General features: G+C 63.3%; 21 protein-coding genes. 13 read left to right on the top strand and 8 right to left on the bottom strand.

Translation table 11 applies throughout. The features are described 5' to 3' along the window. Positions 1 to 7: 7 nt before the first annotated feature. Genes kdpB through ACXAGF_RS06130 form a run of 4 tightly spaced genes read left to right on the top strand, consistent with a single transcriptional unit; the run spans position 8 to position 6,001 of the window. Positions 8 to 2,044 (top strand): potassium-transporting ATPase subunit KdpB, encoded by a 2,037-nt coding sequence (gene kdpB / locus ACXAGF_RS06115; RefSeq protein WP_475015287.1) that lies wholly within the window; start codon positions 8 to 10, stop codon positions 2,042 to 2,044. Between the two features lie 2 nt (positions 2,045 to 2,046). Continuing rightward, a complete protein-coding gene (kdpC, locus tag ACXAGF_RS06120) occupies positions 2,047 to 2,616 on the top strand; it encodes a potassium-transporting ATPase subunit KdpC (RefSeq protein WP_475015288.1) in 570 nt (189 codons plus the stop codon). A gap of 8 nt (positions 2,617 to 2,624) precedes the next feature. Beyond that, on the top strand, positions 2,625 to 5,315 hold the full coding sequence (locus ACXAGF_RS06125) for an ATP-binding protein (protein ID WP_475015290.1): 2,691 nt from the start codon (positions 2,625 to 2,627) through the stop codon (positions 5,313 to 5,315). Further along, positions 5,312 to 6,001, top strand: coding sequence for a response regulator (locus ACXAGF_RS06130; protein ID WP_475015291.1), 690 nt, complete (start codon positions 5,312 to 5,314; stop codon positions 5,999 to 6,001). The genes ACXAGF_RS06125 and ACXAGF_RS06130 overlap by 4 nt, the downstream gene beginning before the upstream one ends. 648 nt (positions 6,002 to 6,649) lie before the next feature. Here the strand turns inward: ACXAGF_RS06130 and ACXAGF_RS06135 are convergent. The 7 genes from ACXAGF_RS06135 to ACXAGF_RS06165 form a co-directional block, all read right to left on the bottom strand. Then, a complete protein-coding gene (locus ACXAGF_RS06135; protein ID WP_475015293.1) occupies positions 6,650 to 7,885 on the bottom strand; it encodes a tyrosine-type recombinase/integrase in 1,236 nt (411 codons plus the stop codon). Positions 7,886 to 8,368: 483 nt separating this feature from the next. Then, complete coding sequence (locus ACXAGF_RS06140; protein WP_475015294.1) at positions 8,369 to 8,962, bottom strand: HupE/UreJ family protein; 594 nt, start codon at positions 8,960 to 8,962, stop codon at positions 8,369 to 8,371. After that, positions 8,959 to 9,549 (bottom strand): HupE/UreJ family protein, encoded by a 591-nt coding sequence (locus ACXAGF_RS06145; protein WP_475019224.1) that lies wholly within the window; start codon positions 9,547 to 9,549, stop codon positions 8,959 to 8,961. Before ACXAGF_RS06145 ends, ACXAGF_RS06140 begins: the two co-directional genes overlap by 4 nt. A gap of 11 nt (positions 9,550 to 9,560) precedes the next feature. After that, positions 9,561 to 10,577, bottom strand: a complete 1,017-nt coding sequence (locus ACXAGF_RS06150) for a HupE/UreJ family protein (RefSeq protein WP_475015296.1) — start codon at positions 10,575 to 10,577, stop codon at positions 9,561 to 9,563. Continuing rightward, on the bottom strand, positions 10,574 to 11,557 hold the full coding sequence (locus ACXAGF_RS06155; protein WP_475015298.1) for a peptidyl-prolyl cis-trans isomerase: 984 nt from the start codon (positions 11,555 to 11,557) through the stop codon (positions 10,574 to 10,576). The genes ACXAGF_RS06150 and ACXAGF_RS06155 overlap by 4 nt, the downstream gene beginning before the upstream one ends. A gap of 8 nt (positions 11,558 to 11,565) precedes the next feature. Then, positions 11,566 to 12,759: a hypothetical protein gene (locus ACXAGF_RS06160; RefSeq protein ID WP_475019225.1), complete on the bottom strand. Its 1,194-nt coding sequence runs from the start codon at positions 12,757 to 12,759 to the stop codon at positions 11,566 to 11,568. Positions 12,760 to 12,803: 44 nt separating this feature from the next. After that, positions 12,804 to 15,053, bottom strand: coding sequence for a DUF3604 domain-containing protein (locus ACXAGF_RS06165; protein WP_475015299.1), 2,250 nt, complete (start codon positions 15,051 to 15,053; stop codon positions 12,804 to 12,806). Positions 15,054 to 15,546: 493 nt separating this feature from the next. Between ACXAGF_RS06165 and ACXAGF_RS06170 the strand changes: the two genes are divergently transcribed. Beyond that, positions 15,547 to 16,032, top strand: a complete 486-nt coding sequence (locus ACXAGF_RS06170; protein WP_475019226.1) for a cupin domain-containing protein — start codon at positions 15,547 to 15,549, stop codon at positions 16,030 to 16,032. A 100-nt stretch (positions 16,033 to 16,132) separates the two neighbouring features. On the opposite strand, the gene ACXAGF_RS06175 is transcribed toward ACXAGF_RS06170, so the two are convergent. Further along, the gene (locus ACXAGF_RS06175; RefSeq protein ID WP_475015301.1) at positions 16,133 to 17,074 is read right to left on the bottom strand and encodes a GlxA family transcriptional regulator; all 942 of its coding nucleotides are present in this window, start codon (positions 17,072 to 17,074) and stop codon (positions 16,133 to 16,135) included. A 123-nt stretch (positions 17,075 to 17,197) separates the two neighbouring features. Here ACXAGF_RS06175 and ACXAGF_RS06180 point away from each other — a divergent pair, with 123 nt between their 5' ends. From ACXAGF_RS06180 to ACXAGF_RS06215, 8 genes are all read left to right on the top strand, one after another. Beyond that, positions 17,198 to 17,992 carry an SDR family NAD(P)-dependent oxidoreductase gene (locus ACXAGF_RS06180; protein ID WP_475015303.1) on the top strand — a complete coding sequence of 265 codons (795 nt, stop codon included), beginning with the start codon at positions 17,198 to 17,200 and terminating at the stop codon, positions 17,990 to 17,992. Positions 17,993 to 18,029: 37 nt separating this feature from the next. Further along, the gene (locus tag ACXAGF_RS06185) at positions 18,030 to 18,794 is read left to right on the top strand and encodes an SDR family oxidoreductase (RefSeq protein WP_475015305.1); all 765 of its coding nucleotides are present in this window, start codon (positions 18,030 to 18,032) and stop codon (positions 18,792 to 18,794) included. Positions 18,795 to 18,906: 112 nt separating this feature from the next. Beyond that, the gene (locus ACXAGF_RS06190; protein WP_475015307.1) at positions 18,907 to 19,434 is read left to right on the top strand and encodes a carboxymuconolactone decarboxylase family protein; all 528 of its coding nucleotides are present in this window, start codon (positions 18,907 to 18,909) and stop codon (positions 19,432 to 19,434) included. Positions 19,435 to 19,781: 347 nt separating this feature from the next. Beyond that, positions 19,782 to 20,972 carry an ABC transporter substrate-binding protein gene (locus ACXAGF_RS06195; protein ID WP_475015309.1) on the top strand — a complete coding sequence of 397 codons (1,191 nt, stop codon included), beginning with the start codon at positions 19,782 to 19,784 and terminating at the stop codon, positions 20,970 to 20,972. Positions 20,973 to 21,050: 78 nt separating this feature from the next. Beyond that, positions 21,051 to 21,731, top strand: coding sequence for an ABC transporter ATP-binding protein (locus ACXAGF_RS06200; RefSeq protein ID WP_475015311.1), 681 nt, complete (start codon positions 21,051 to 21,053; stop codon positions 21,729 to 21,731). Further along, entirely contained in the window at positions 21,721 to 22,458 is a 738-nt protein-coding gene (locus ACXAGF_RS06205; RefSeq protein ID WP_475015313.1) for an ABC transporter ATP-binding protein, read from the top strand. Before ACXAGF_RS06200 ends, ACXAGF_RS06205 begins: the two co-directional genes overlap by 11 nt. Continuing rightward, positions 22,455 to 23,342 carry a branched-chain amino acid ABC transporter permease gene (locus tag ACXAGF_RS06210; protein ID WP_475015315.1) on the top strand — a complete coding sequence of 296 codons (888 nt, stop codon included), beginning with the start codon at positions 22,455 to 22,457 and terminating at the stop codon, positions 23,340 to 23,342. Before ACXAGF_RS06205 ends, ACXAGF_RS06210 begins: the two co-directional genes overlap by 4 nt. Next, positions 23,342 to 24,379, top strand: a complete 1,038-nt coding sequence (locus tag ACXAGF_RS06215; protein ID WP_475015317.1) for a branched-chain amino acid ABC transporter permease — start codon at positions 23,342 to 23,344, stop codon at positions 24,377 to 24,379. Before ACXAGF_RS06210 ends, ACXAGF_RS06215 begins: the two co-directional genes overlap by 1 nt. Positions 24,380 to 24,428: the final 49 nt, after the last annotated feature.

The following is a 24,428-nucleotide window of genomic DNA, read 5'->3' on the forward strand; positions in this document are numbered from 1 at the left end:
AAACCACATGTCTAAAGGCCACAGGACTCCCGGTCTTCTCGATCCCGCGATCCTCATCCCGGCGATCGGCGACGCCTTCCGAAAACTCGACCCCCGGCAACTATCGCGCAACCCGGTCATCTTCGTGACAGAGGTCCTGGCGGCGGTCGTCACGATCCTCTTTCTCCGCGACCTCTGGGGCGCTCCCGATGCCGCGGCATTCTCAGGCCAGATCGCGATCTGGCTGTGGTTCACGGTGGTTTTTGCGACCTTCGCCGAAGCTGTCGCCGAGGGCCGCGGTCGCGCCCAGGCCGGCAGCCTCAGAAAGGCCAAGTCCGAGATGGTCGCGCGCCGGATCGGCGCGAGCGGCAAGGACGAAACGGTCCCGGCCACCAGCCTCAAGGTCGGCGATGTCGTGATCGTGGCGGCCGGCGAACTGATCCCAGGCGACGGCGAGGTGATCGAGGGGGTCGCCTCGGTCAACGAAAGTGCCATTACCGGCGAGTCCGCCCCGGTCATCCGCGAATCCGGCGGCGACCGCTCTGCCGTCACCGGTGGCACCCAGGTGCTGTCGGACACGATCAAGATAAGGATCACCGTCGCCCCGGGCTCTTCCTTCGTCGATCGCATGATCGCCCTGATCGAAGGCGCCCAGCGTCAGAAAACGCCGAACGAGATCGCCCTCGCGATCCTTCTTTCCGGCCTGACGCTCGTCTTCCTGTGCGTCTGCGCGGCGATCTGGGGACTGGCAGGCTATTCCGGAACCGTCATCTCGGTCGCGGTCCTTGCCGCCCTGCTCGTGACGCTCATCCCGACCACGATCGGTGGGCTCCTGTCGGCAATCGGCATTGCCGGCATGGACCGCCTCGTGCGCTTCAACGTCATTGCCACCTCGGGCCGTGCGGTAGAGGCCGCCGGCGACGTCGACACGCTGCTGCTCGACAAGACCGGAACGATCACCTTCGGCAACCGCATGGCCAGCGACTTCGTGCCTGCGCCAGGCGTTTCGGCTGCCGAACTTGCCGAAGCCGCCCTGATTGCGTCGCTTTCCGACGAGACGCCGGAAGGCCGCTCTGTCATGGCGCTCGCCACTGGCGAGTTCGGGGTCGCACGGCCGACGGCAGCGCTCGATGCCGTGATCGGCTTTACCGCCGAGACCCGGCTATCGGGTGCCGACATCGGTCCCCGCCGGCTGCGCAAAGGGGCGGTCGATGCCGTGCTGGCGTTTTCCGGCCTTGCCGAACAAGATACGCCGCCAGAATTCCGTCGTGTCGTCGACCAGATCGCCCGCACCGGCGGCACGCCGCTCGCCGTTGCGGACGGACATCGCCTGCTCGGCGTCATCCACCTCAAGGACGTCGTCAAGCCCGGCATCAAGGAACGCTTCGCGGCCCTGCGCGCCATTGGCATCCGCACGGTAATGGTCACCGGTGACAATCCGGTGACGGCCGCGGCAATCGCCTCGGAAGCAGGCGTGGACGATTACCTCGCCCAGGCGACGCCGGAGGACAAGCTCGCCTTTATCCGGCGCGAACAGCAGGGCGGTCGCCTGATCGCGATGTGCGGTGACGGCACGAACGATGCGCCGGCGCTCGCCCAGGCTGATGTCGGCGTTGCCATGCAGACCGGCACCCAGGCCGCCCGCGAGGCTGCCAATATGGTGGACCTCGATTCGAACCCCACCAAGCTCATCGAGATCGTCGAAATCGGCAAGCAGATCCTGATGACACGCGGGTCGCTGACCACCTTCTCGATCGCCAACGACGTGGCCAAGTACTTCGCCATCATCCCGGCGCTCTTCGTCGCCAGCTATCCGGGGCTCGGCGCTCTCAACGTGATGGGGCTTTCCTCGCCGCAATCAGCCATTCTCTCGGCCGTCATCTTCAACGCGCTGATCATCGTGGCGCTGATCCCGATCGCGCTGAAGGGCGTCGCCTTCTCGCCGGCCACTGCGGCGAGCCTGCTGCGACGCAACCTGACGATCTACGGCCTTGGCGGCCTTGTCCTTCCCTTTGCCGGCATCAAGGCCATCGACCTTGTCGTCAGCGCTTTCAACCTGGTGTGACCATGCTCAACCATCTCCGCCCCGCGATCACCCTCGTCGTCGTCATGACCGTGCTGACTGGTCTTGCCTACCCGCTGGCCATCAACGCGCTCGCGCAAACCTTCATGCCGGCGGCAGCGAACGGCAGCCTGATCGAACGCGGCGGCACCGTGGTCGGCTCTGCCCTGGTCGGCCAGAACTTCACCTCGGACAGCTATTTCTGGTCGCGCCCATCGGCGACGGGCCCCGGGCCCTACAATGCCGGGGCCTCTTCCGGGTCCAACCTCGGTACCACCTCGGTCAAGCTCCGGGATCGCGTCGCCGCAGATGTCGGTCGCCTGTCCGAGGCCGGCCTGACCCAGCCTGTTCCGGCCGACGCCGTCACCACCTCGGGCTCCGGCCTCGACCCGCACATCTCGCCGGCCTTCGCCCGCGCACAGGTCGCGCGCGTGGCGAGAGCTCGGTCACAGGACGAGGCCAAGATCGCAGAACTGGTCGAGCGCCAGATCGAAAACCCCGCTCTCGGCTTTATCGGCGAAGCAAGGGTAAATGTGCTAGAGCTCAACCTGGCACTCGATGCCATGAAGATGTGAGTGCACGCATGGCGGACGACGACCGCAGGGACGAACGACGTCCCGACCCCGATGCCTTGCTTGCCTTGGCGGACAAGGACCACCGGGGCAAGCTTACCGTTTTTCTGGGCGCCGCACCGGGGGTAGGCAAGACCTATGCGATGCTGTCGCGGGCCCGCCGAATGAAGGCGGATGGCGTGGATATCGTCGTCGGCCTGGTCGAGACCCATGGTCGCGGCGAGACTGCGGCCCTGATGGAGGGGCTCGAGGTGCTGCCGCGCCGCAGCGCCGCCCATCGCGGGCGGATGCTCGAGGAACTCGACCTCGATGCCGCACTCGCCCGTCGGCCACGAATCGTCATCGTCGACGAACTCGCCCATTCGAACGCCGAGGATAGTCGCCACCCGAAGCGACATCAGGACATCGAGGAACTGACGGCCGCCGGCATCGATGTCTGGACGGCGCTCAACATCCAGCACCTCGAAAGCCTCGCCGACCTCGTCGCACAGATCACCGGCGTGACAGTTCGCGAGCGGGTCCCCGATGTCGTGCTCAAGCGTGCGGACGAAGTGCTGCTGGTCGACCTGTCGCCCTCGGAACTGATCGAGCGGCTGAAGGACGGCAAGGTCTACCTGCCTGAAAGCGCGAAACGCGCCGTCGACAAGTTCTTCCGGCTGGGCAACCTGACCGCGCTGCGGGAACTGGCGCTGCGGCGCACCGCCGACCGCGTCGACGACCAGATGGTCGACTATCTCAAGCAGAACGCGATCGACGGTCCATGGGCAACGGGAGAGCGGCTCCTCGTCTGCGTCGGTTCCGATCCGTTGTCGGAAAAGGTCGTGCGCGTGGCGAGCCGCCTGGCCTCGGGTCTCAACGCTCCATGGCTCGCGGTCTCGATCGAGCGAGCCGACCGGGAGGTGGAAACCCCAGACCGGTTGCAGAAGATCGAGACGCTGTTCCGGCTCGCCGAGCAACTCGGGGCGGAGACCCGACGGGTGATCGGCCGGGACTTCGTCGCGGAGATCCTGAGGCTTGCCCGGCGGGAACATGTGACCCAGATCGTCATCGGGGCGCCCAGGCGCGGCCGGTTGGAAAGGCTCTTCGCCCGATCGCTTCCGGATATGCTGGCACGGCAGGCTTCCGGTCTGGGGGTGCATATCGTTACTCCCGACGCCAACAATCCCGCCCGACAGTGGCCATCGGCACCGGTGCCCAGACTATCAAGCCTGCGGCGGGCCGCGCTCATCGCACTCGGCTTCGTCGCCGCTACGACCGCGATCGGCAAGGCCATCGGCATGGTCGTCGACCTGCCCAACATATCGCTGTTGTTCCTTCTTGCGGTGCTGGGCGCGTCCGTTTCCGGTGGCTATCTCGCCGCCTTTGCCGCGGCCCTCCTGTCGACGCTCGCCTACAACTTCTTCTTCATCGATCCGCTGCACACCTTCACGATCGCCGCGCCACACGAGGTCTTCGCCTTGCTCGTGTTCCTCGCCGTTGCGATCATCGCCGGAGGGTTCGCATCCCGCATCAGGGAACAGGCGGAGGTCGCGCGGCTGCGCGCCACCGCTTTGCAGGCGCTCTACGACTTCTCCCGCAAGCTCGCCAGCACTGCCAAGACCGAGGACGCCGTCTGGCTCACGGTCTCGCAACTGCAGGCGAGTCTGAGGCGCAGCGTCGTGTTGCTGCTGCCACGACAGGGTGACCTCAGTCTGATCGCCGCCTGGCCGCCTGACACGGAAATGGGCGTCACGGACCTCACCGCGGCCCGCTGGGCACACGACAGGCACGAGGCGGCGGGCCATGGAACCGGCACGCTGCCGAACAGCCGTTTCGAGTTCCGGCCGCTCCTCGGTCCGCATGGGATTGTCGGCGTCTGCGGATTGGAGCACAACGACGACCGGCTCGACCTCAACACCGAGCGCGTGCTGACCGCCATCCTCGACCAGACCGCAATCGCACTGGACCGTGCACGATTGGCGGAGGAGACGGTGCAGCAGGCCGCAAGGCTGGAGGGGGAGCGCTACAGGGAGGCACTTTTGTCTTCGATCTCCCACGATCTCAAAACACCGCTTGCCACCATCACCGGCGCGGTCACGGGCATCCGGCAACTCGGCGAACGGATGACCCGGGCGAGCCGGGACGACCTGCTGCTTTCCATCGAGGAGGAAAGTGCCCGAATGACCCGGTTCGTCGCCAATCTGCTCGACATGACCCGCATCGAGGCCGGAACGCTGAAGCCGAAGCAGGACTGGGTGGACGTAACCGACGCGGTGCAGTCCGCCGTCGAACGAACGCGGAAATACGCGCCGGGGCGCATGATTGAAACCGGAATCGCGCAGGATCTGCCCCTGATCAAGGGGGACAGCGTGCTGCTGTCCCAGGTCCTGTTCAACCTTCTCGACAATGCCGTGAAATACGGCGGACAGGAGCCGATCAATGTCTATGCCCGCCGCGATGGTGCGAATGTGCTGATCTCGGTCACCGATCTGGGCAAGGGCATCCCGGCGGCGGATCTCGACCGGGTGTTCGAAAAGTTCTACCGGAGAGGCAAGCCCGACGGCCGGTCCCCGGGAACGGGGCTTGGGCTCTCCATCGCGCGGGGTTTCGTCGAGGCGATGGGTGGAAAGATCCATGCTGAAAGTCCCGCCATGAAGAAAAAGGGAACCCGCATCATCATGCGGTTCCCCGCAGCCGAAACAACCGGACACAAGGCCTCATGACCGCATCGCGCATTCTCGTCGTAGACGACGAGCCGCAGATCCAGCGTTTCCTGAAGCCGTCGCTGACGGCGGCGGGATACGACGTCGTCGAAGCGGCGACGGGGGCCGAGGCCCTGAAGGCGGTCGCGACGCAAGCGCCGGACCTCGTCATTCTAGACCTCGGCCTGCCCGACATGGACGGCAAGGAGGTCATCGCGAAGCTGAGGAGCTGGTCGGACATTCCGGTCGTCATCCTCTCCGCCAGAGGCCGCGAGAGCGAGAAGATCGCCGCACTCGACCTCGGTGCCGACGACTATGTCGAAAAGCCCTTCGGCATCGGCGAACTCACCGCACGGATCCGCACGGCGTTGCGGCACCGCGGGCGTGCCGATGCCATCCCGGCCACGCTGGAGGTGGACGAGCTGACCATCGACCCGATCAAGCGGCTCGTCTCACGGGGCGGAGAGACCGTGCACCTAACGCCCAAGGAATACGACCTCTTGCTGCTGCTCGCCCGGCATGCCGGCAGGGTTGTCACCCATCGCACTTTGCTCACCGCCGTCTGGGGGCCCGCCCACAGCGAAGACCTGCATTATCTCCGCGTATTCATCGGCCAGCTACGCCAGAAGATCGAGCGCGACCCCACACAGCCGGCGATCGTCCGGACAGAACCCGGGGTCGGCTACCGGATGGCGGATCAAGACTGAGCGGTCCCGCGTGTCGGCAAGCGGCTTCACGACGGACCGACACGATGCTTGTCAGCATCCTGGCGGTTTCTCGGGGTCGTTTCCAGACGTTGGCATGCAAATGTTCGGTGTATGCACGCATGGCACGACCCGGTCATGGCGATGACACAAGTTTCAGCGTAGCCGAATTCGGGCTGCGGGGTGATCTCTTCGCAACCCATGACTCCTTTGGACTGTCCGTTGTCGTGTTGCGTTCCCAGCAGCGGACAGTCGGTAGACGGCCCCAAATCTGACGGGTCGATGCTGGCTCCAGCAACCGATCCGCAGCGCGCCGCCAAGCAGGGCACTGACCTGAGCACAGTGCTTTTCTAAAGCGGACATGCACAGATGTCGGCGAACTGCAGGTTTGCGCCTTTGGTTGTCAAACCGGCTGCAGCCCCGGGCCATCCGGCCAGCCGGGCTTGCTTGGGTCAGGGTAAAGTGGGTCACGAGCACGGCGGGCCGGTCTACGGCATGCGCCGAAGCCGCAACTGCCTCCGTGGCGGGTCTGGGCGGTCGAGTATCGGCAGCAACACTAGGACAGGCGCTATTGCTGCAAAGCTGCTGGATGACTAGCCAACAGACCGGCAAGCCATAATCCGACCAGGCTTGCAAGGGGATTTTGTTCTGTTAGCCTGCGCTAACGTCGACCCTCTGCCGCGTGTCGCGAAGACAATGCCTTTCCCATTCCAGCATCATGGCACGCCGTTGCTCGAGCAAATCGGTGCGGTGATACGCGGCTTCGGTGGCATTCTTGACGGTGTGGGCAAGGGCGCGTTCCGCGACGTCGCGTGGGTAGCCATTTTCTGAGGCCCAGTCGCGAAAGCTGGATCGAAACCCATGAGCCGTTGCCAGCCGTCCCGGTGTATCGCTCTCCACCTTCTTGTCCCTGAGGAACTTGGTCAGCGTCATGTCACTGACCGGCGTGTTGGAGCGGGATGGAAAAACCAACCCTTCGTTCAAGCCGAGCCTATCCTGTTGGAGTTTGACAAGAGCCAGCGCCCGCGGAGTCAGCGGTACACGATGCAGGATCCTGGCTTTCATGCGCGCAGCCGGGATGGTCCAGACCGCTTCGGCGAAATCGATCTCGTCCCAGCGCATCTGCCTGATCTCGCCCGACCGGCAGGCGGTCAGGATCAAGAGCTCGAGCATGATCTTCGATGTTCGGCTTGGTCCGACATGCAGCACGTCTTTGAAGAAGCCAGGCAGTTGCCGCCAGGGAAGGGCTGGCTGATGCTCGACACGCTCCCGCTTGCCGGGTTGCTTCGGCAGAAGCTTGTCAACGACCCTCACGGGGCTTGCAAGAATGTGGCCGTTGGCGGAGCACCAGTCCATGACAGCGTCGCATCGTTGCTTCACGCGCGATGCCGTTTCAGGCTTTTCCAGCCAGATCGGTCTCAGGCAGGTTGCAAAGTCCGAGGGGCCCAGTTCGCTGACAAGGCGCTTGCCGATCCCCGGAAAAACATACTGCTCCAGCGTATTGATCCATTGCTCACTGTGCTTCTTGTTCCGGAAGCCAACCGACAGATCGGCGTGAAGCTGCCGCGCCGCCCCTTCGAAGGTTGGGATCGCCGCAAGCTTCTTTTCCTCCGCCCGGCGCTCACGTCTCTCCTCGAGGGGATCGACGCCATTTTCGATAACGGTCCGCGCTTCCAATGCCTTGCCGCGCGCATCGCGGAGGGATACCGCCGGATAGGTTCCGAGCCCCATGTCTCGGCGTTTCCCATTCGCTGGCGAGACGAAACGGAGGATCCACTTTCCGCTGCCGGCCGTGCTGGTCGGAAAGAGGTAGAGACCCTTGACCGTGCCGTCAGATACGGGCTTTTCGCCCGGCCTCAGCTTCCGGGCTTTTGCATCACTCAGCATCAGATTGGCTTCCCCAAGTTCGACTGAGGCGGTGTTTAGCCCATCATGCAGCCCATCACAACACGTGGAATTGCTTGAGATGAGATGTGATCACATGTGGTCAAACTTGTGAGGCAAACAGACAAAAAGTATTTTAAATCATGATATTATGCGGTCACATGTCACCTCATAAAATGTAACCTATGGCGGACTTCCTCTCCGCCACTTGCTCTCGCGAAAGCGTTCTCCCGATCCGGCTATGGCCGGATTTTTCCGTTGTTTTCGAGGGTTATGAGGGACGGGCTGTTTGCCAGCCCCGGCGCCTTTGATTGCGCCCACCATCTCCGTAACGGCGCGCATTCTGGCTGTCTCCCAGATGCGGACATTCGGCGGATCCGCGCGGCCGCAGGTTTGCGCCCTCATTTCGGTCGTTCACACCACACAATCGAGTTCGCTAAGGTCGTCGGTCTGTTCCGGAGGTCGCTGGCCCGCGACAAGGGCTGGTTATCGGGGCACGAGCAGCCAGGTGAAGTAGAGGATCGAACATGCGGCAATCCATGATCCGGCCGTTCGGACAGCGACACGCTGCCAGTGAACGTCTCTTCCCAGCACCAGTGCTATCACCGTTGTTGCAAGTGCCGATCCGCCAAGCACGGTAGCGACACTGGCGACAAGGAACGGCCGTAGCGCACCGGCCTCGGGAGCCGCGTCGGTGCCGACGGCCAAGCCTGCCACCGCCGCCAGAGCCGTCAGAAGCGCGATGGGTGGCTGAATTGCGGAGGCTACGAGCGCACCCGATGTCATTGCCACGCCCAGGAGCAGCGGGCTAGCCATGTCTTCCGGGACGTCGTGCCCCACGAGCAGCCCCGCGGAGAGCCCCAGGGCCAGCGCCGGCAGTCCCAGTCGGCACGCCTGCACTCCTGATCCGCCAAGCAGGAGAGCGATTGCGACGAGAGCGAGAAACTCCGCCGGGACGACCAGCGGATGAAGGAGGCCGGCATAGAAATCGCCTACGCCCTGCAGTGTCCCGTGGGCCCCGGCAGCCCCCGGCTCGAGTACGAACGCCGCAGCGGCGACGGCGGCACCGACGCGTCTCAAGCCAGGCCGCTCAGGAAGGCACCGCCGGCCAGCGCGATCAGCCCACCCGCGGCGCGGACGGCCATTCGGCCGGCCGGCCAACGCGCGAGGTTGCCGAACAGGATTCCGCAAAGGTGCAACAACCCCGTCGCAATGACGAAGCCGAGAACATAGGAGAGGGGGGCAGAGGCCCCGGGCATTTCCGCACCGTGCGCGTAGCCGTGAAAGATGGCAAATACCCCGACGATGACCGCTGCAATGGCCAATGGTGGCTTGAGCGCCAAGGCCACACAAAGCCCCAGGACGACAGCCGACAGAGCGATGCCCGTCTCCACCGCCGGAAGCGGAACACCGATCATGCCCAATGCTCCACCGAACGCCATCACCAGCGGAAAGACGATCGGAAGCATCCAGATCGCGGGCGCGCCGAGGAAGACGCCCCAAAGCCCGACGGCAACCATGGCGATCACATGATCCGGGCCGAAGACCGGGTGAAGAAACCCCGCTGAAAATCCGCCGACGTCGCCGGTGTCCGAATGGGCGAGAGCTTGACCCGAGAGCAAGGCGAGGAAGCTGATCGCTGCAAAGACGTGAACTGCGGTACGCATGCTTTTTCCCCTCAGAAGAACATGGTGTCGACGCGCTCGATCACCCAGAACGATGCGAGACAACCGATGGCATAGGCACCCGCGACCGGGGCCCATCGAGGGATCTCGAAGATGCGGCGAACCGAAGCTGTCACTGCAAGGATCGCCGCAATGAAGAGAAGTTGCCCCGCTTCGACGCCGATGTTGAAAAACAGGAGCGCGAGCGGGATATCACACGTGGGCAGACCGAGGTCGACCAATGCTCCGGCAAAGCCGAAACCGTGCAGCAAACCAAAAGCGAAGGCGACCACCCAGGGCCACCGGATTGCAAGGCTCGTCTCGCCACGCCTGAACCGCACGGCTTCGACACAGACAAGGACGATGCTGAGCGCCACCATCGCTTCTACAGGTTGCGCCGGCAGCGTCACGACCCCGAAGGTCGCGAGCGCCAACGTGACAGAATGGGCGATGGTAAAGGCGGTGACGGTTTTGAGCAGCATCGGCCACCCCCGCACCACCAGCATTAGCGAGGCCACAAACAGCAGGTGATCAATGCCGTAGAGGATGTGTTCCACGCCGTTGCGGAAGAAGGTCGCGGCGACCTGAAACGGATCGGGTTCGTTCTCGATATCGATCCATGGCTGGGAAGGGCGCACAATTGTGGTAACCGCCGCACCACCCTGTGTCTTCGTGCGGACGATGATGTCGGTGATCGTCGCCTGCAGGCCGACGAATTCTATGCGCTTTCCGCCCAGACCGTCGCTCGCCTCCACCATTCGACGCTCGACGAGCGAGTCCGGAAACGTGCGCTCGATCGGAGCAGTGATGGTGCGTACGTCGTCGGGCAGCCGCAACACGACCGGAAGGCGCATGCCGGAAAGCAGAGGCGTCCGCCACAGGATGCTGAAGCGACCATTCCCGATCTCGTCGATTTGCAGGTAAGCCGGACGAACTTCGTGCGCGGCCGCCAAGGCAAAGCTGAGCGACCAGAGCAGGGCGCCAAGCAGGATGCGCCAACCGAGGCGTGGATGTAGCCGCGCTGTCGTCACTGCGACAACCCTTCTGCAGCACCGCTGCCGGCCTGCTGCCCCACCAGATCGCTAAGGTCGATATCCTCGATAGGAGGCATCGTCACCAGATAGCGTGACCGCATCTCTTCGAGCGCAACACGTTTGATCTCTCGATACCGCTCGTCCACCCAGGCCGACTTGACGTTCGGTTCGACCTCCTCAAAGTCAGGAATGCGACCGGGTTCGGTGGAATCGATCCAGACCAGGTGCCATCCGTATCCGGACCGGACGGGTCCCTGCCATGACTTTGCTTCGAGATCGAAGAGCGCGTTCGCAAACTCTGGTCCGAACTCCTTGGCCACCTGGGCGGGCGTGCTGTCGCCGTATGTATTCCGGAACATGAACGGGTCTCCGGCGGCGGCGACCTCTGGCGAGCCCGGGCGCTTGCCTGCGATGAGATTGATGGCTGCCGCTGCCGCTTCGCGTGTGCTCGCGCCGTGCTTGTCGGGCGAAAAATACACATGCCTGAAGCTCACATGCGGGGGGAGGGCGAAACGCCCGGCGTTCTTTGCGAACCATTCCTTGAGCTCATCCCTTGTGGGTTCCTCCATCGTCGCCAGGTCGGCAGTCAGGAAGTCCATTTTCTGGGCGAGCCGCCTCTTGATGATCTCGTCGTCGCGATCAAGGCCGAGGGCGACGGCCTCCCGGAAGAGGATCTCCTCGGTTACCCTCTGATCCACGAGACTGCGCAACTGCTCGGCCGTCGGCTGCGGGCGGCCCTGGGCCAACCAGCTCACGGCGAGTTGGCGGATGTCGTCCTCCGTCAGCGCGATGGTCAGCCCATCGACTGCCGTTATTGCCTCGTCGCGGGGCACGAATTGATAGGCACCAAAGAGCACCGCACCGCCGACAAGAAAATGAACAAGCGGTTCGCGCAGGAGCCGCGTCCACCTGCCGGCAGTGCCGTTGTCGGTCATGTTGCGTTCGGTATTGCTTTCCCGCTCGATCAGCCGCGTCATGTCTGCTCCTAGTTCGGATGATCGGTTTGCGTTGCGGATCGTGTCGAACTCTGGCGGAGGTAGCTGAGGATGGCGAACTCACCCGCCGGGTCCTTCACCGCCTTCGCGCGGAGAATGTCGGCAAAATCGTCCGTGAACCCCCATTCCCCCCAATCCGCCAGTTCCATGGCTACGAACCCTGCCATCGGCCTGCGAGCCCGGACGAAGTCGTGATAGGCCTCGACGACCCTTGCCCGCGATATCGAGGCGTTGGCCTGCCCATGCACGCTGAGGGCCTGCAAGGCGGTCTCGATCTCGGGCAGGGTGCGTCGTCGGTCGACAAAGAACGTCTCCACGAGCCAGTCGATCCGGCTTGGCCCATGCAGTTCAAGATCGGCGGTGAGCATCGCCGCAAGGTTCGTGGAAATGCCGGTGGTCAACGCAGAAGCGATGCGCTCCTCAACTTCCCTTGCTTCATCCGGCCCGCCGGCGACACCCATCAACAGGGTATATCCCGAAACTCGCTCGGCACGTGCGGGGTCGTTGATCCAGTCGGCGATCTTTGCCACGTCAAGTCGGGGCTTGAGGTTGGCGATGGCGGCGTACGGTGACCTCGCCAGCTCGCCATAGGCAATTTCAGCGACCAGCGGTTCGCTGCTTTCGAGATTGGGTACGACGATCGATAGACGCGCGGACCAATCGATCCCCCCCGATTCGGTGCCAACCAGCGCAGCCATCCCGGTACCGCCGGTTGGACGCTTTCTTTTCGGATCGTAGGTTGCCGCCAGCCTCCGGAGCCATTCGGCATGGCTGACCTCGATCTCGCCCAACCCCCTCCATTCCTCGGAAGTACGGTCGCGAATGAGCAGTTGCGGCTTCGTGCCTGACGTTCGACTGACATCCTCAGCCAGCAAGGGTCCGTCCAAAGACATCATGATCTCCGGCTTGACCGCGGCGATGCCGGGCTGCCCTATGGTCTCACCGACGACCTCAGCACCCTTAATCACTTCCAGCACTCGATATTGTCCGCCACTGGTGAGCGGAAAGGCCAGAACGGCGTCGGCGGCCGCGTCCAGTTGCTGACCAGGTGTGATCGTGATCCCACTCAGACACACTGCGCAGGCATGGACCTGACCGACGGCGGCAAGCAACAGCATGATGAGAACAGGCAGGAGCCGCAACCGGACTTGCCCGTTTGATCGCCCTGACAAACCTGCCGCCATGCGGTCCACGTGGCACACCTCGCTGTTTGCTGGGGCCAGCGGTCTCAGAACGGCGACTTCTGCTGGTCCAGCGGATCGAGAGTCTGCGGGGTCGCAACGACCTCGTAGTTCGCAAAGCCGAACTCGTTGCTGCGGGCGGCAACGAACTTATCGCCGAGTTTGTAGACCTTTACCTCATACGGCGTGTTCTCAAGCGTTGTGACAATGGCACCGTCCTTGATCTCATATGCAGTCCCACTCCCCATAAGTCCGCCATGCAGGACATCTCCGACATCGCTGGGTTGCGGCAGTGATCCACCCACGTTGTTGACGAGCCGCCGCCCGGCCTCGGTCCAGGCGATGCTGAAAACCTCGCCCGTAACGGTGTTTTTCACCCAGGTCGTCTTTCCGACGACAAGGTCGGTGAGCGCCTTGTCGTCCAGCGCAGTCGCGCCCTGCTCGGTAAGGCCGGCAACGGTGGTGCCCTTGGCTGCCGATGCGCGCACATCCGCGCTGGGCGTGTACCAGATCGGTGAACTCCACGCCCGCTCCTGAACCGTTGCCGCCACGTTGTCGGGCGGAGCGACACCCAGTTCCCTGGCCTGGATGGTGCTCCAGCGCGGCGTCGGGATTTCCAGGGTTCTAAGGTAGTAGAATGCGTCGAGACTCGGATCGAAGTCGGGATCGGTCCAGACACCCTTCAACTCAACCGCGCCGATCGAGTTGGTGTAGGTCGCATCGACCAGATTGACCGTCGATCCGATTGGCGGCACGACCCCGGTAAATGGGTCCGGCGTGCGTCGGCCAGCCCAGGCAACGTCGTAGACCTTCTCGAAGCTCTGGCCATGCTTGGTCCAACCCTTGACCACCTGGATGCGGTCCAGATTGCCCGAGGTGGGGTCCTTGACCGCCCATACAAGGAAGGACGGGGCGTGGCCCTCCGCCAATGGCGGCAGGTCGCCGCCCATGGTTACGCCCCCGGCGTAGGCCATTTTGACCCAATCGGCTTCGTTGGCCACGCTGGCCCAGTCCGATCCACCGAAGAAGCGCACCTTGATGCGCGGTCCGCTCGTGGCGAAGGTTTCCTTGCGCTGCATCGCGTCGAACAGGGATGCGCGGGTGTTCTCCTCTGCCCAAATTCCCGTCAGGCCCGCCGGGTTTTCAAGGCGGATGTCCAGTCCGGCAAAGAGATAACCCGACATGCGCTGCTTGATGTCGCCATCGGCTTTTCCGTGACCGCCGAAGAAATTCGTCTGGCGATAGGGAACCCCTGTGTTGTGGGAATCGGAACCGCCGACAAAGCCCATCTTGTATGGGTTGTAGCCCTGCGCCTCGGCCATCGAAAGGCCATCCTTCAGGGCCTGTCTGACATAGCTGCCGGCGACGTGCGGGAAGCGGCCAGCCGGGTCGCCCAGCAGATAGGTCAAAATCTCGAAGTTGGCGAATTCGTCGTTGGGGGAGAGTGCCGGGTGCGTCTCGGATGCACCCTTGATCTGCTTGATTTCGGTCAGCCGTTCGTTGCGGTCCCGCGAGGCGGCCCAGGCCGCGTCGATCGGGCGGCCCTTCTCGTCGACGTCGGTAGGGAACATGTGGCCGTCGGACAGGTTTGCGTTGTGCGAGATCGCAAGCAGCTCGTTGCCGGACTGGCGTTGCTGGTCCATCCAGGTCCATAGATCCTCGGGCTTGTCGGAATCAATCGAGCTGTAAGGCAACTGCGGGACCTTGGAGCAGTCACGGAAGAAGATGTTGCGGTGCATGTTGCGGTTGTTCGGCGTCGACGTCCATTCATAGGAGCAGAAGGCCGTGAACTTGCCCGGCTCGTTCGCCTTGTCGGCGATGGCGATGTTCTCCTTCCAGACGGTTCCGGCGACATCCGGCGAGATCAATTCCTTGATGGGCTTGTTCTCGGTGATCGTCGTGCCGAGCCAAAGGTAGATGCGCTGGACATCCTCGGGCTTGCGAACGATCAGCTTTTGCGCAATCGGCAATTTGCTGATCGAAGAACCCGGGGTGTTGGCGAGCTTGACGGTGCCGACATATTCGGAGTGATCGGTAACCCCCATCCAGTCGAGCGGTGTCTCGATCTTGATGTCATAGCCGAGCGGATGTTTGATCGTCTGTCCCTTGGCGTAGGCATAGGCGTCCGCCGGCCCGGTATGGGTATTGCCGAAGATATAGGCATCGAACGACCAACTGGTGTGGACGTGAGTTTCGCCAAAGTAGGCTTCACGCTCCTGAGCATTGGCGGCTGACGACGTAGTCGTCACTATTGCCCCTGAAGCAAGCAGGGCAAGCGTCAAAATCGATTTTTGCATCCGTTCCTCCAAAGGCTTGCCTTGATCGATGTCTGCCCGCCCCGGCTTGAAATGATGCGGACCTGACAAACTCTACTCTTAGGAAGGTGCGCCAGCGAATGAACTGCCACATATGATATTGATTGTATGGCCTCGGCAACGCTGGGTTACTTTAGCAGGGCATTCCAAACAGACAACAGCAACTTTGTCGGATTTTGTTGGTTGCACGGGAGGCACTCGCTCTGATGCGGCTGCGCACCCGCGAGACCCCGTGCTTGTGGCAGACATCAACCGTCTTGGCGCGGGCCTCCTGCTTCTCGAAAATCCCAACGATCTGTTCGTCCGTGAACCGTCAACGCCGCCCGAAAGCCGGGCAATCCGACTCCAATACGGTCGAGCGTTCCATCAGGCCGATGACCCACAAGCCGTTGCGCCATGAGCGGTCATCGCAACGAGCCACCTGTCTTTGGGGTGGAGCAAGATGACGATGGTCTCGCCTCTATCGCGCCGTTCAATGACAAGGTCGCGCTTTACGCGTATTGCTGAAGCGGTAGAGCACATTCACACTCGTCAGTTACCTTCGAACAGCAGTGCTTCACGGAGTTCAACATTGACACGAAGAGATTTTGATCCAGAAACGGTCGCACCGGACGGAAGGCCCGCCACCAAAGGTTTCGTTTACAACGCCGAGGCAGAGGGGCCGTGGCGCGGTGTACTCCCGGGAGAGGCTATAAACGGGCCAATCACCGTTCTTGCGTATGGCAATGATACGCCGGGGGAAGGCCCCCGGCTGCATGTTCATCCTTATGACGAAGTCTTTGTTGTTGTCGCGGGAAGGGCTAGGTTCTTTGTTGGAGACGATGTCATCGAAGCTAGCGCGGGTGAGGCCGTGCTGGGACCCGCGGGCGTTCCGCATAGGTTCGAGAATATGGGCCCAGGACGGCTACAAACGATCGACATTCACCACTCGACCCGCTGGATACAGGCAGACATCGACTGAACGGCGAAGTTGGCTCTCATGAATCTACCAGCCGTGAACGCAGAGTAGAGGTCCGCGCGCGACGACATCATCGAAGCCTTGCGCCCCCCATCCCGGACGTTCAGGCGGACCTCGCGAGGCGTCGGAGAGTTTGTGGTGGCTGTCCGTATTGGCGCATGAAGGCTTCGCGCATGCGGCGCAGGTCGACGAAGCCGCTTTCTCGCGCAATCTGGTCCATGGGGTGGCGGGTTTCCTCGATCATCAGGCGGGCCGCTTCAAGGCGGATCTGCTCCACCGCCTTGGCCGGCGTCTGACCGGTTTCTGCACGGAACGCACGGCTGAACTGGCGCGGCGAGAGCGCCGCAACTTCGGCCAGTTCCTCCACTGTCAGCGGACTGGTGAGATGGGCCTTGGCATGGATCAGTGCCTTCTGGATGCGGTCGCTGCTGGGTGCAAGCTCCAGAAGCTCCGAATGCTGGGATTGGCCGCCCGCGCGGCGATGGTGCATCACCAGCCGCCGCGCGACCGCGCTTGCCACATTGCGTCCCAGGTCCTTCTCGATCAACGCCACCGAGAGGTCCAAACCGGCAGTGAGACCTGCCGAAGTCCAGACGACGCCCTCGTTGATGAAGATGCGGTCTTCCTCCACGCGCACGTTCGGAAAGGCCTCGCGCATCTGCCGGGCATAGGACCAGTGCGTGGTTGCGCGATGTCCTTCGAGAAGTCCCATTTGCCCAAGGAGAAACGACCCGGTGCACAGGCCCGCGACCCGGCGAGATTTCCTGGCCATCGCACGCAGCGTGGCGAGCGTTGCTTCGTCCTGCTGCGGAGGCGGCACGAGGCCGGCGAGGAGGAGCAGCGTGTCCACCGCCCCCACCTCGCTTAGCTTCGTTGTCGGCACCGCAAAGCCGCTCGAAGACGTGACGGATCCACCTTCGACCGATGCGATGGAAAGGGTGTAATAGGCTTCGTCCTTCAATGCATTGGCCAATTCGAAGGCGGCCTGCACGCCGAGAGCAAGGAACTGGAAGCCCGGCGTAAGCACCATGGAAACGTGAGGCATTTGATCCTCTAGGGCAGGTGGCCGAAAAACGTAATTTATACGTCATATCAGACGCCGATCATTCGGTCCATAACGTCCTTGTCGAAAGCGATGGTGCTTTCCTCCTCGAACAGGACCAGACCAATGACCACCAAGGGAACTGCACTCATCACCGGCGCGTCCACCGGCATCGGCGCGATCTACGCCGATCGCCTCGCCGCTCGCGGATACGACCTCATTCTCGTCGCCCGCAACAAGGACAAGCTTCAGTCGCTCGCCTCGGCGATCTCAGACAGGACAGGCCGTGCGGTCGAAGTCATTGCCGCCGACCTCGGTGACGCGGCTGACCTTGCCAGTGTGGAGAAGGTGCTGCGCGAGGATGCGAGCATCACGGCGCTGGTCAACAATGCCGGCATCGGTACCCACACCACGCTGCTGGAAAGCGATGTCGACACCATGGAAGCCATGGTGCGTCTCAACGTTACCGCGCTGATGCGCCTGACCTATGCCGCGGTGCCCGGCTTTGTGGCGCGCGGCGGCGGCACTGTGATCAACATCGCCTCGATCGTCGCGGTTGCCCCCGAACTGCTCAACGGCGTCTATGGTGGGACCAAGGCCTTCGTCCAGGCTTTCACCACTTCGCTGAACCATGAGCTGGCCGGCCGCGGCATCCGCGCCCAGGCCGTCCTGCCCGGCGCCACGCGGACCGACTTCTGGGCACTCGGCGGCCTGCCGGTCGAAAACCTGCCCGCCGAGATCGTGATGCCGGCCGAGGACATGGTCGACGCCGCGCTCGCCGGGCTCGATCAGGGCGAAACCAGCACGATCCCCGCGCTCAGGGACGTCGAGTTGTGGAACGCCTTCGAAGTTGCGCGTCTCGCGCTCGGCCCACAGCTTTCCGCCACCCAACCCGCCCCGCGCTTCAGCGTAGCGTCCTGAACCTACCGCATCTTCTTCAGATCAAGGGACTGATCCCATGAAACTCACTGGCAATACCATCTTCATAACAGGCGGCACCAGCGGCATCGGCCGGGGTCTTGCCGAAGCACTCCACCGCCGCGGCAACAAGGTGATCATCTCTGGACGGCGCACCGCGCTGCTCGAGGAGGTGACCGCTGCCAATCCCGGCATGGCGGCAATCGTGCTCGACGTAACCAACCTCGAAAGCATCCAATCGGCGGCTCGGGAACTGGTCGAGAAGCATCCCGATCTCAACGTGGTGTTCAACAACGCCGGCTTCATGCCCTTCGACGATGTCTCCGGCCCAGTCGACGATGGCATCGCGCAGGAGTTGATCACAACCAACCTGCTTGGCCCCATTCGCGTGACCTCGGCACTGATCGAACATCTGAAGACGAAGCCCGAGGCGACTGTGTTGTATACCAGCAGTGTTCTGGCATTCGTTCCGATCGCCAGCAATGCGATCTATTCGGCGACCAAGGCCGCGCTGCACTCCTTCGCCCTGTCGCAGCGCTTCCAACTGCGCGACACCAATGTGCGGGTGCAGGAAATCGCGCCGCCGTGGGTGGATACCGACCTCATCTACAAGAGCGGGGACCCGCGTGCCATGCCACTGCCCGTTTTCATCGAGCAGACCTTGGTCGCGCTCGCAACCGACGAACCCGAAGTGATCGTCGATGCCATCAGGCCCATGCGCGACAATCCGGGTGCAAACGAGCACGCCCTGTTCGGTGCGTTCAACCAGAGTCTCGTCGAGAACCCGATCCCGGTGGGTGCCTGAGACCACAGCCGATGCCGGACGATACCTGCTCGGCATCGGTCAACACTTCCCGGCCGGCAACATCGGCAGCAGTCCCTCAGCAGAATATCCCGACACAAGGAAAGGCAAGACTATGTCCCGAATCCCGGTTCCCGCTCCGCAGTCCGCTCCCGAGGCTGCGCAGGCCACGCTCGACGCGATCAACACGAAGCTCGGCCGCGTTCCCAACTTCTTCCGCGTCCTTTCCAACAGCCCGGCGGTGATCAATGCCCATGCCGCCTTGAATCAGGGCCTTGGCAAGGCGCTTGACGTAAAGCTCCGCGAGCGCATCGCGCTCGCGGTCGCGGCGGTAAACGGCTGTGAGTACTGCACCGCCGCGCATACCTTCACCGGGTTCAACTTCGCCAAGTTGAGCCGCGAGGAAATCGAGCGCGCAAGGCAAGGCACATCGGAAGAGCTAAGGGCCGCAGCCGCAGTGGCATTCGCCCGCCGCGTTGCCGAAGCGCGCGGCAAGGTCTCGCAAGCCGATATCGATGCGGTTCGTGAAGCCGGCTTCAGTGAGGGCCAGATCGTCGAGATCGTCGCATTGGTGGCGGAGAATTTTTTCACCAACCTGATGAACAACGTCGCTGGCACCGAGGTGGACTTCCCGGAAATCTAGAAGGCCACTCTCCTGCCAATCGGACAAGTCTGCCGTGCGGCCCAGGGTCGCGCGGCATTCACCTGACGACCGGCGTTTCCCGCCGTTCCGCCCGCAGGCTGTGGTGATTGGCCAGTGCGCGAGGGCAGGCTTCACAGCCCCGCTCCGATCATGGGAGCCCGTGCGTGAGACATTCGCGGACCTGACGGTGCGAGTGTTCGCCCATGGCGGTCACTCGCCCATGCTGGAGAAGCCGCGGACCATCAGCGTTGCTCCCCTTCCACGCAAGCTTTCGTCTTTGGTCATCTGTGGCGCGACCGCGCTGCGGCTATGATTTCACCATCAAAGACCAAAAGGGGAAAGCGACAATGACGGGCCAAAACTTCGAAATCAGACACCCGCTGCGGGTGCTCCTGCTGGGCACCGGCTGCCTGCTATCGTCCTCGGCGGCGGCCGAGGATGGCGCACCGATTGTCATCGGCGCGGCCGTGGCCCAGAGCGGGGTCGCCTCCCAGTTTGACATTCCGCCGATGCAGATGGTGGAAGTCGCCATTGACGACCTCAATTCTGCCGGCGGCATCCTCGGTCGTCCCGTGAAGCTGATCGTCGCGGATACCGGTTCGAAGGTGGAGCAGGGGCGGGTCGCCGCGCAGCAGCTGATCGACGAGGGCGCGAGCTTCATGCTCGCGACCTGCGATTTCGATTTCGGTTCCCCGGCCGCCATTGCGGCACAAGAGGCGGGCATCGTCGTCTTCTCGCTCTGTGCGCAGTCGCCCAAGTTCGGCGTCCAGGGGATTGGACCGCTGGCGTACACGGCGGCTCCGGCCACCTACAACGAGGGCGCGGTTCTGTCCCAGTTCGCTCAGGAATGGACCGGCATTAAGGCGCCGTTCCTGCTGATCGACGACACGATCGCCTACGACGTGGAGGTCTGCGAAGGCTTCCGAAACCACTGGACCGCCGCCGGTCGCGAGCTTGTGGGCGAGGCCTTCTACAAGAATGACGACGCCACGATCCGTTCCCAGTCGAACCAGATCTTGCGGTCCGGCGCGGATGCGGTGGTGATCTGCGGCTACACTCCGGGTGCACCGAGCGCCATGCGCCAGTTGCGGTCAACCGGCTTCGACGGCGTGTTCATGGCGCCGAACACGCTCGATGGGACTTTCTGGCTCGACACTACCCCCGACATCTCCAACCTCTACGTGACGGCCACCAAGTCGGTCTATGGCGACGACCCGTCGCCGGACGTGGCTGCGGCGATCGAAAAGCACAAGGCGAAGTTTGGTGACCGGCCGATTTCCGGTTTCGCCCTGTCGGGCTACGCCGCGGTGCAAGCCATGGCCATCGCGGCCGAGAAGGCGGGGACGACGGACGGCAAGGCGGTCGCAGCCGAGCTCGACAAGTTCGAAGGCGTTGGCCTGCTAAACGGGCCGACGAGCTTTACGCCCGACCTGCACATCAACGCCGATCGCCCGATGGCGATCATCAGCTACACGAACGGCGTGCCCGCCTATGTCACCACCGCCGATCCCGGTGACGTTGAAATCCCGGAGTTTTAAGCAATGGCCGGGCGGTTGCAGAGTGAACCCGCGACCCTCAGCGTTCGCAACATATGCGTGGCCTTCGGGGGGCTCCAGGTGCTGCGCAATGTCACATTGGACGTCGAGCCGGGGAAGATCACCGGCCTGATCGGGCCAAACGGGGCAGGCAAGACGACGCTCATCAATGTGACGAGCGGCTTCCAAAGATCAGCCTCGGGAACCGTACGCCTTGGTGAGGCCGACCTGACCGGACTGCCGGCGCACAAGATAGCGGCCAGCGGCGTCTCGCGCAGCTTTCAGGGAGGCCGCCTGTTCTCGAGAATGACCGTCTTCGAGAACGTCTTCGTTGCCGCGATCGGCCCTGCCGCGGGTTCGCGTGCCGAGGCGTATGCACGCACCATGAGACTGCTGCGGCATTTCGGGCTGGGAAGCCGAAGCGAGCGTTTCGCCAACGAGGTGCCCTATGGGGAAGAGCGGCTTCTGTCCGTGGCGCGCTGTTTGGCGTCACAGCCCCGCTTCATCCTCCTGGACGAGCCTGCCGCCGGCTTGAACGAAGCGGAAACGCGCGAGTTGAAGGACGCGCTGAGCGAAATACCGCAGGCCTTCGGCTGCGGGATGCTGATCGTCGAGCACGACATGGATCTGATTGCCAGCATCTGCAGCAGGGTTTGCGTGCTTGCAAACGGCGCGAACCTTGCGGATGGCACGCCGGCGGAGGTCAACGCCAATCCGGATGTGATCAGGGAATACCTGGGAGGCGAAGCCCATGCTGCTTGATGTGCAGGATCTGACGGTCTCCTACGGGCGGGCAAAAGCCCTCCAGGGTCTGAGCTTCAGCTGCGACGAGGGCGAGGTGGTCAGCCTCGTCGGCCCGAACGGTGCAGGCAAGACGTCGGCGATGATGGCGATCGCGGGAGCCAGTGCCGGCAGTGTCGGCGGAACGGTCCGGATCGCCGGCCGGGCCGTCTTGGGAAAGGGAGCCGAAGTCATCGCCAGGCTCGGCCTGTCGCTGGTTCCCGAGGCTCGGCGCGCTTTCGTCGATCTGACCGTCGTCGAAAACCTTCGCATCGGTGCGCGCAGGTTGCCCGAGGTGCGGCGGAGAGAGCGTGCCGTCGAGGAGCTTTTCGAGCGCATCCCGGTGCTGGCCGGACTGCGTGACCGCCCCGCGGGAAAACTGTCCGGCGGCGAGCAGCAGCTCCTGGTGATTGCGAGGGCCGTCATCGGCCAGCCACGGCTTCTTCTGCTTGACGAGCCATCGCTCGGACTCTCGCCGGTTGCGATCCGGCAGGTGTACGACCTGATCCGTGCGCTGGTGCGCGATCACGGCACCGCGCTCGTGCTGGTCGAACAGAACGCGCTCTCAGCACTCGACCTTGCGGACCGGTGCATCGTGCTCCGCAGCGGGCGCGTCGAAATGCGGGGCGTCGCCCGGGAGATGCGCGGCAACAAGGAATTCATTGACGCTTACTTCGGCGTCGGACACGGCGGGGAGGCCCGAGCATGATGCTGATCCTTCAACTGCTTATTGATGCGCTGAGTCTCGGCGGCATGTATGCGCTCTACAGCCTGGGCGTGGCGCTGATCTTCGGCGTCTCCGGGATCATCAACTTCGCTTATGGAAATTTCATCGCGGCGGGCGCCTACGCGCTGGTGATCCTCGGTGGTCTCGTCTGGCCGCTGGCGGTCATCTGCATCCTGCTGACCGTGATCGTTCTGGCACTTTTGACCGAAGGCGTGGTTTTCGCTCCGGCCAGGAGATCGGGCGCAGACGCGACGACCATACTCATCGCAGCCTTTGCGGTAAGCGTCGCGATCGAGAACGGGCTCCTGCTCGTGTTCGGGGCAAGGCCCGTCGGGCTTGATTTCGGCGCCGAGCTGGCCACGACCTGGCGGATCGGCGGCTTGGCGGTCGGAGCGTCTTCGATCGTCACCATCGCCGTCGTGGCGCTTGCGCTCTGCCTGCTCGTCGCCCTGCTGCGGTTGACGACGATCGGGCTGCTGATCCGAGCCGCCGCGCTCGATGGCACGATGCTCAGGCTGCTTGGGATCTCGTCATCCCGCGTGGTTGCCGTCACGGTCGCTCTTTCGGGCATGCTTGCGGGACTCGCCTCGCTGGTACTGGTGGTGCAGACCGGCAGCCTCAGCCTGTCGATGGGTGTGCAGCCCGTGCTTATCGCCTTCATCGCCACGGTGATCGGCGGCCTCGGCAGCCTCAGCGGCGCCGTCATGGCATCGTTCGGCCTCGCCGTCGTGACGGTGGCCCTGCAGGAATTCCTGCCAGCCGGTCTGGCGCCATTCAGGACCGCCATCCTCTTCACGCTGATAGTCGGCGTTCTCCTATGCCGCCCCGATGGACTGATCCGCTTGACGTCTGGAGCCCGCGTCTGATGAAAAATATCTACGATACCCCCGCCATCCGGCTCATCTATCCGCTGGTGCTTGCAACCGCCGTGGCCACTCTGGCTGGGGGTGCGACAGGTCTGGGCATGAACGAGGTGGTCGTCATCTCGGGAACGATCAACCTTGTCTACGTCGTCGGTCTCTACCTGTTTGTCGGCAATTCCGGCGTCGTTTCCTTCGGCCACGTCGCCTTCGCCGCGCTCGGGGCCTATGCGGTCGGCATATTGACCTCGCCGGTCGAGGCGAAGGCCGTATTGCTGCCGCGCCTGCCCGACGTCCTGCGCGACATCTCGCTGGCGCCGGCCTTGGCCTTTGGTTTCGCAGGGGCCGGGGTTGTGGCCCTCGCCGGTATCTTCGGATTTGCGATCATGAAGCTGAAAGGAATCGCAGCGAGCATCGTGACGCTGTCCTTTCTGGTGATCGGAAATGAGATCCTCAACAACTGGCGCGGCCTCGGAAACGGGGGGACGGTAACCCGCATCCCAACCGAGACGACGCTCGCCCAGGTGCTCGCCGTTGCGACCGGCTGCATCGTCGTGGCCTATCTGTTCCAGACTTCGGCCTACGGCCTGCGTTTGCGCGCGGCACGGGATGAAGAGAACGCTGCGCGGGCGCTCGGCATCGGGGTTGCGGGCGAACGGACGCTGGCCTTCGTGATCGGCGCTGTGATGATGGCGGTTGGAGGCGGCCTGTCGGCCCGTCTCAGCGGCACGATCAGTCCCGACGCATTCTTCCTGAACCTGACCTTTCTCACCATGGCCATGCTGGTGGTCGGCGGAATGCACTCGCTGTTCGGTGCCGTCACCGGTGCGGTTCTCGTCACGGCACTGAACGAAGCGCTCCGCCAGGCAGAAGCGATGCTGTCGTCAGCCGGAATCAACGTGGTCGGCTGGCGCGACATCGTTGTGGCGGCGATTCTGGTGACGTTGCTGATCCTGAGGCCCGAAGGTCTGACCAGGGGACGTGAGTTCGACAGACAGGTGCTCGCTGGGTTCTCGCGCAAAGGGCAGGCGCGAAGGGCGTGATCATGGTTCACTATGCCGCGATGCAGCCGAACAAGGAAGGAAGTAGCGA

The sequence above is a fragment of the Mycoplana sp. ABR4_002 genome, from assembly GCF_056159645.1.

What these genes read in the sequence shown, in the direction of transcription:
- kdpB (WP_475015287.1), top strand. Translation starts at nt 8, where the DNA reads ATGTCTAAAGGCCACAGGACTCCCGGTCTTCTCGATCCCGCGATCCTC.
- kdpC (WP_475015288.1), top strand. Translation starts at nt 2,047, where the DNA reads ATGCTCAACCATCTCCGCCCCGCGATCACCCTCGTCGTCGTCATGACC.
- ACXAGF_RS06125 (WP_475015290.1), top strand. Translation starts at nt 2,625, where the DNA reads ATGGCGGACGACGACCGCAGGGACGAACGACGTCCCGACCCCGATGCC.
- ACXAGF_RS06130 (WP_475015291.1), top strand. Translation starts at nt 5,312, where the DNA reads ATGACCGCATCGCGCATTCTCGTCGTAGACGACGAGCCGCAGATCCAG.
- ACXAGF_RS06135 (WP_475015293.1), bottom strand. Translation starts at nt 7,885, where the DNA reads ATGCTGAGTGATGCAAAAGCCCGGAAGCTGAGGCCGGGCGAAAAGCCC.
- ACXAGF_RS06145 (WP_475019224.1), bottom strand. Translation starts at nt 9,549, where the DNA reads ATGCGTACCGCAGTTCACGTCTTTGCAGCGATCAGCTTCCTCGCCTTG.
- ACXAGF_RS06155 (WP_475015298.1), bottom strand. Translation starts at nt 11,557, where the DNA reads ATGACGCGGCTGATCGAGCGGGAAAGCAATACCGAACGCAACATGACC.
- ACXAGF_RS06160 (WP_475019225.1), bottom strand. Translation starts at nt 12,759, where the DNA reads ATGGCGGCAGGTTTGTCAGGGCGATCAAACGGGCAAGTCCGGTTGCGG.
- ACXAGF_RS06165 (WP_475015299.1), bottom strand. Translation starts at nt 15,053, where the DNA reads ATGCAAAAATCGATTTTGACGCTTGCCCTGCTTGCTTCAGGGGCAATA.
- ACXAGF_RS06170 (WP_475019226.1), top strand. Translation starts at nt 15,547, where the DNA reads ATGACAAGGTCGCGCTTTACGCGTATTGCTGAAGCGGTAGAGCACATT.
- ACXAGF_RS06175 (WP_475015301.1), bottom strand. Translation starts at nt 17,074, where the DNA reads ATGCCTCACGTTTCCATGGTGCTTACGCCGGGCTTCCAGTTCCTTGCT.
- ACXAGF_RS06180 (WP_475015303.1), top strand. Translation starts at nt 17,198, where the DNA reads ATGACCACCAAGGGAACTGCACTCATCACCGGCGCGTCCACCGGCATC.
- ACXAGF_RS06185 (WP_475015305.1), top strand. Translation starts at nt 18,030, where the DNA reads ATGAAACTCACTGGCAATACCATCTTCATAACAGGCGGCACCAGCGGC.
- ACXAGF_RS06190 (WP_475015307.1), top strand. Translation starts at nt 18,907, where the DNA reads ATGTCCCGAATCCCGGTTCCCGCTCCGCAGTCCGCTCCCGAGGCTGCG.
- ACXAGF_RS06195 (WP_475015309.1), top strand. Translation starts at nt 19,782, where the DNA reads ATGACGGGCCAAAACTTCGAAATCAGACACCCGCTGCGGGTGCTCCTG.
- ACXAGF_RS06205 (WP_475015313.1), top strand. Translation starts at nt 21,721, where the DNA reads ATGCTGCTTGATGTGCAGGATCTGACGGTCTCCTACGGGCGGGCAAAA.
- ACXAGF_RS06210 (WP_475015315.1), top strand. Translation starts at nt 22,455, where the DNA reads ATGATGCTGATCCTTCAACTGCTTATTGATGCGCTGAGTCTCGGCGGC.
- ACXAGF_RS06215 (WP_475015317.1), top strand. Translation starts at nt 23,342, where the DNA reads ATGAAAAATATCTACGATACCCCCGCCATCCGGCTCATCTATCCGCTG.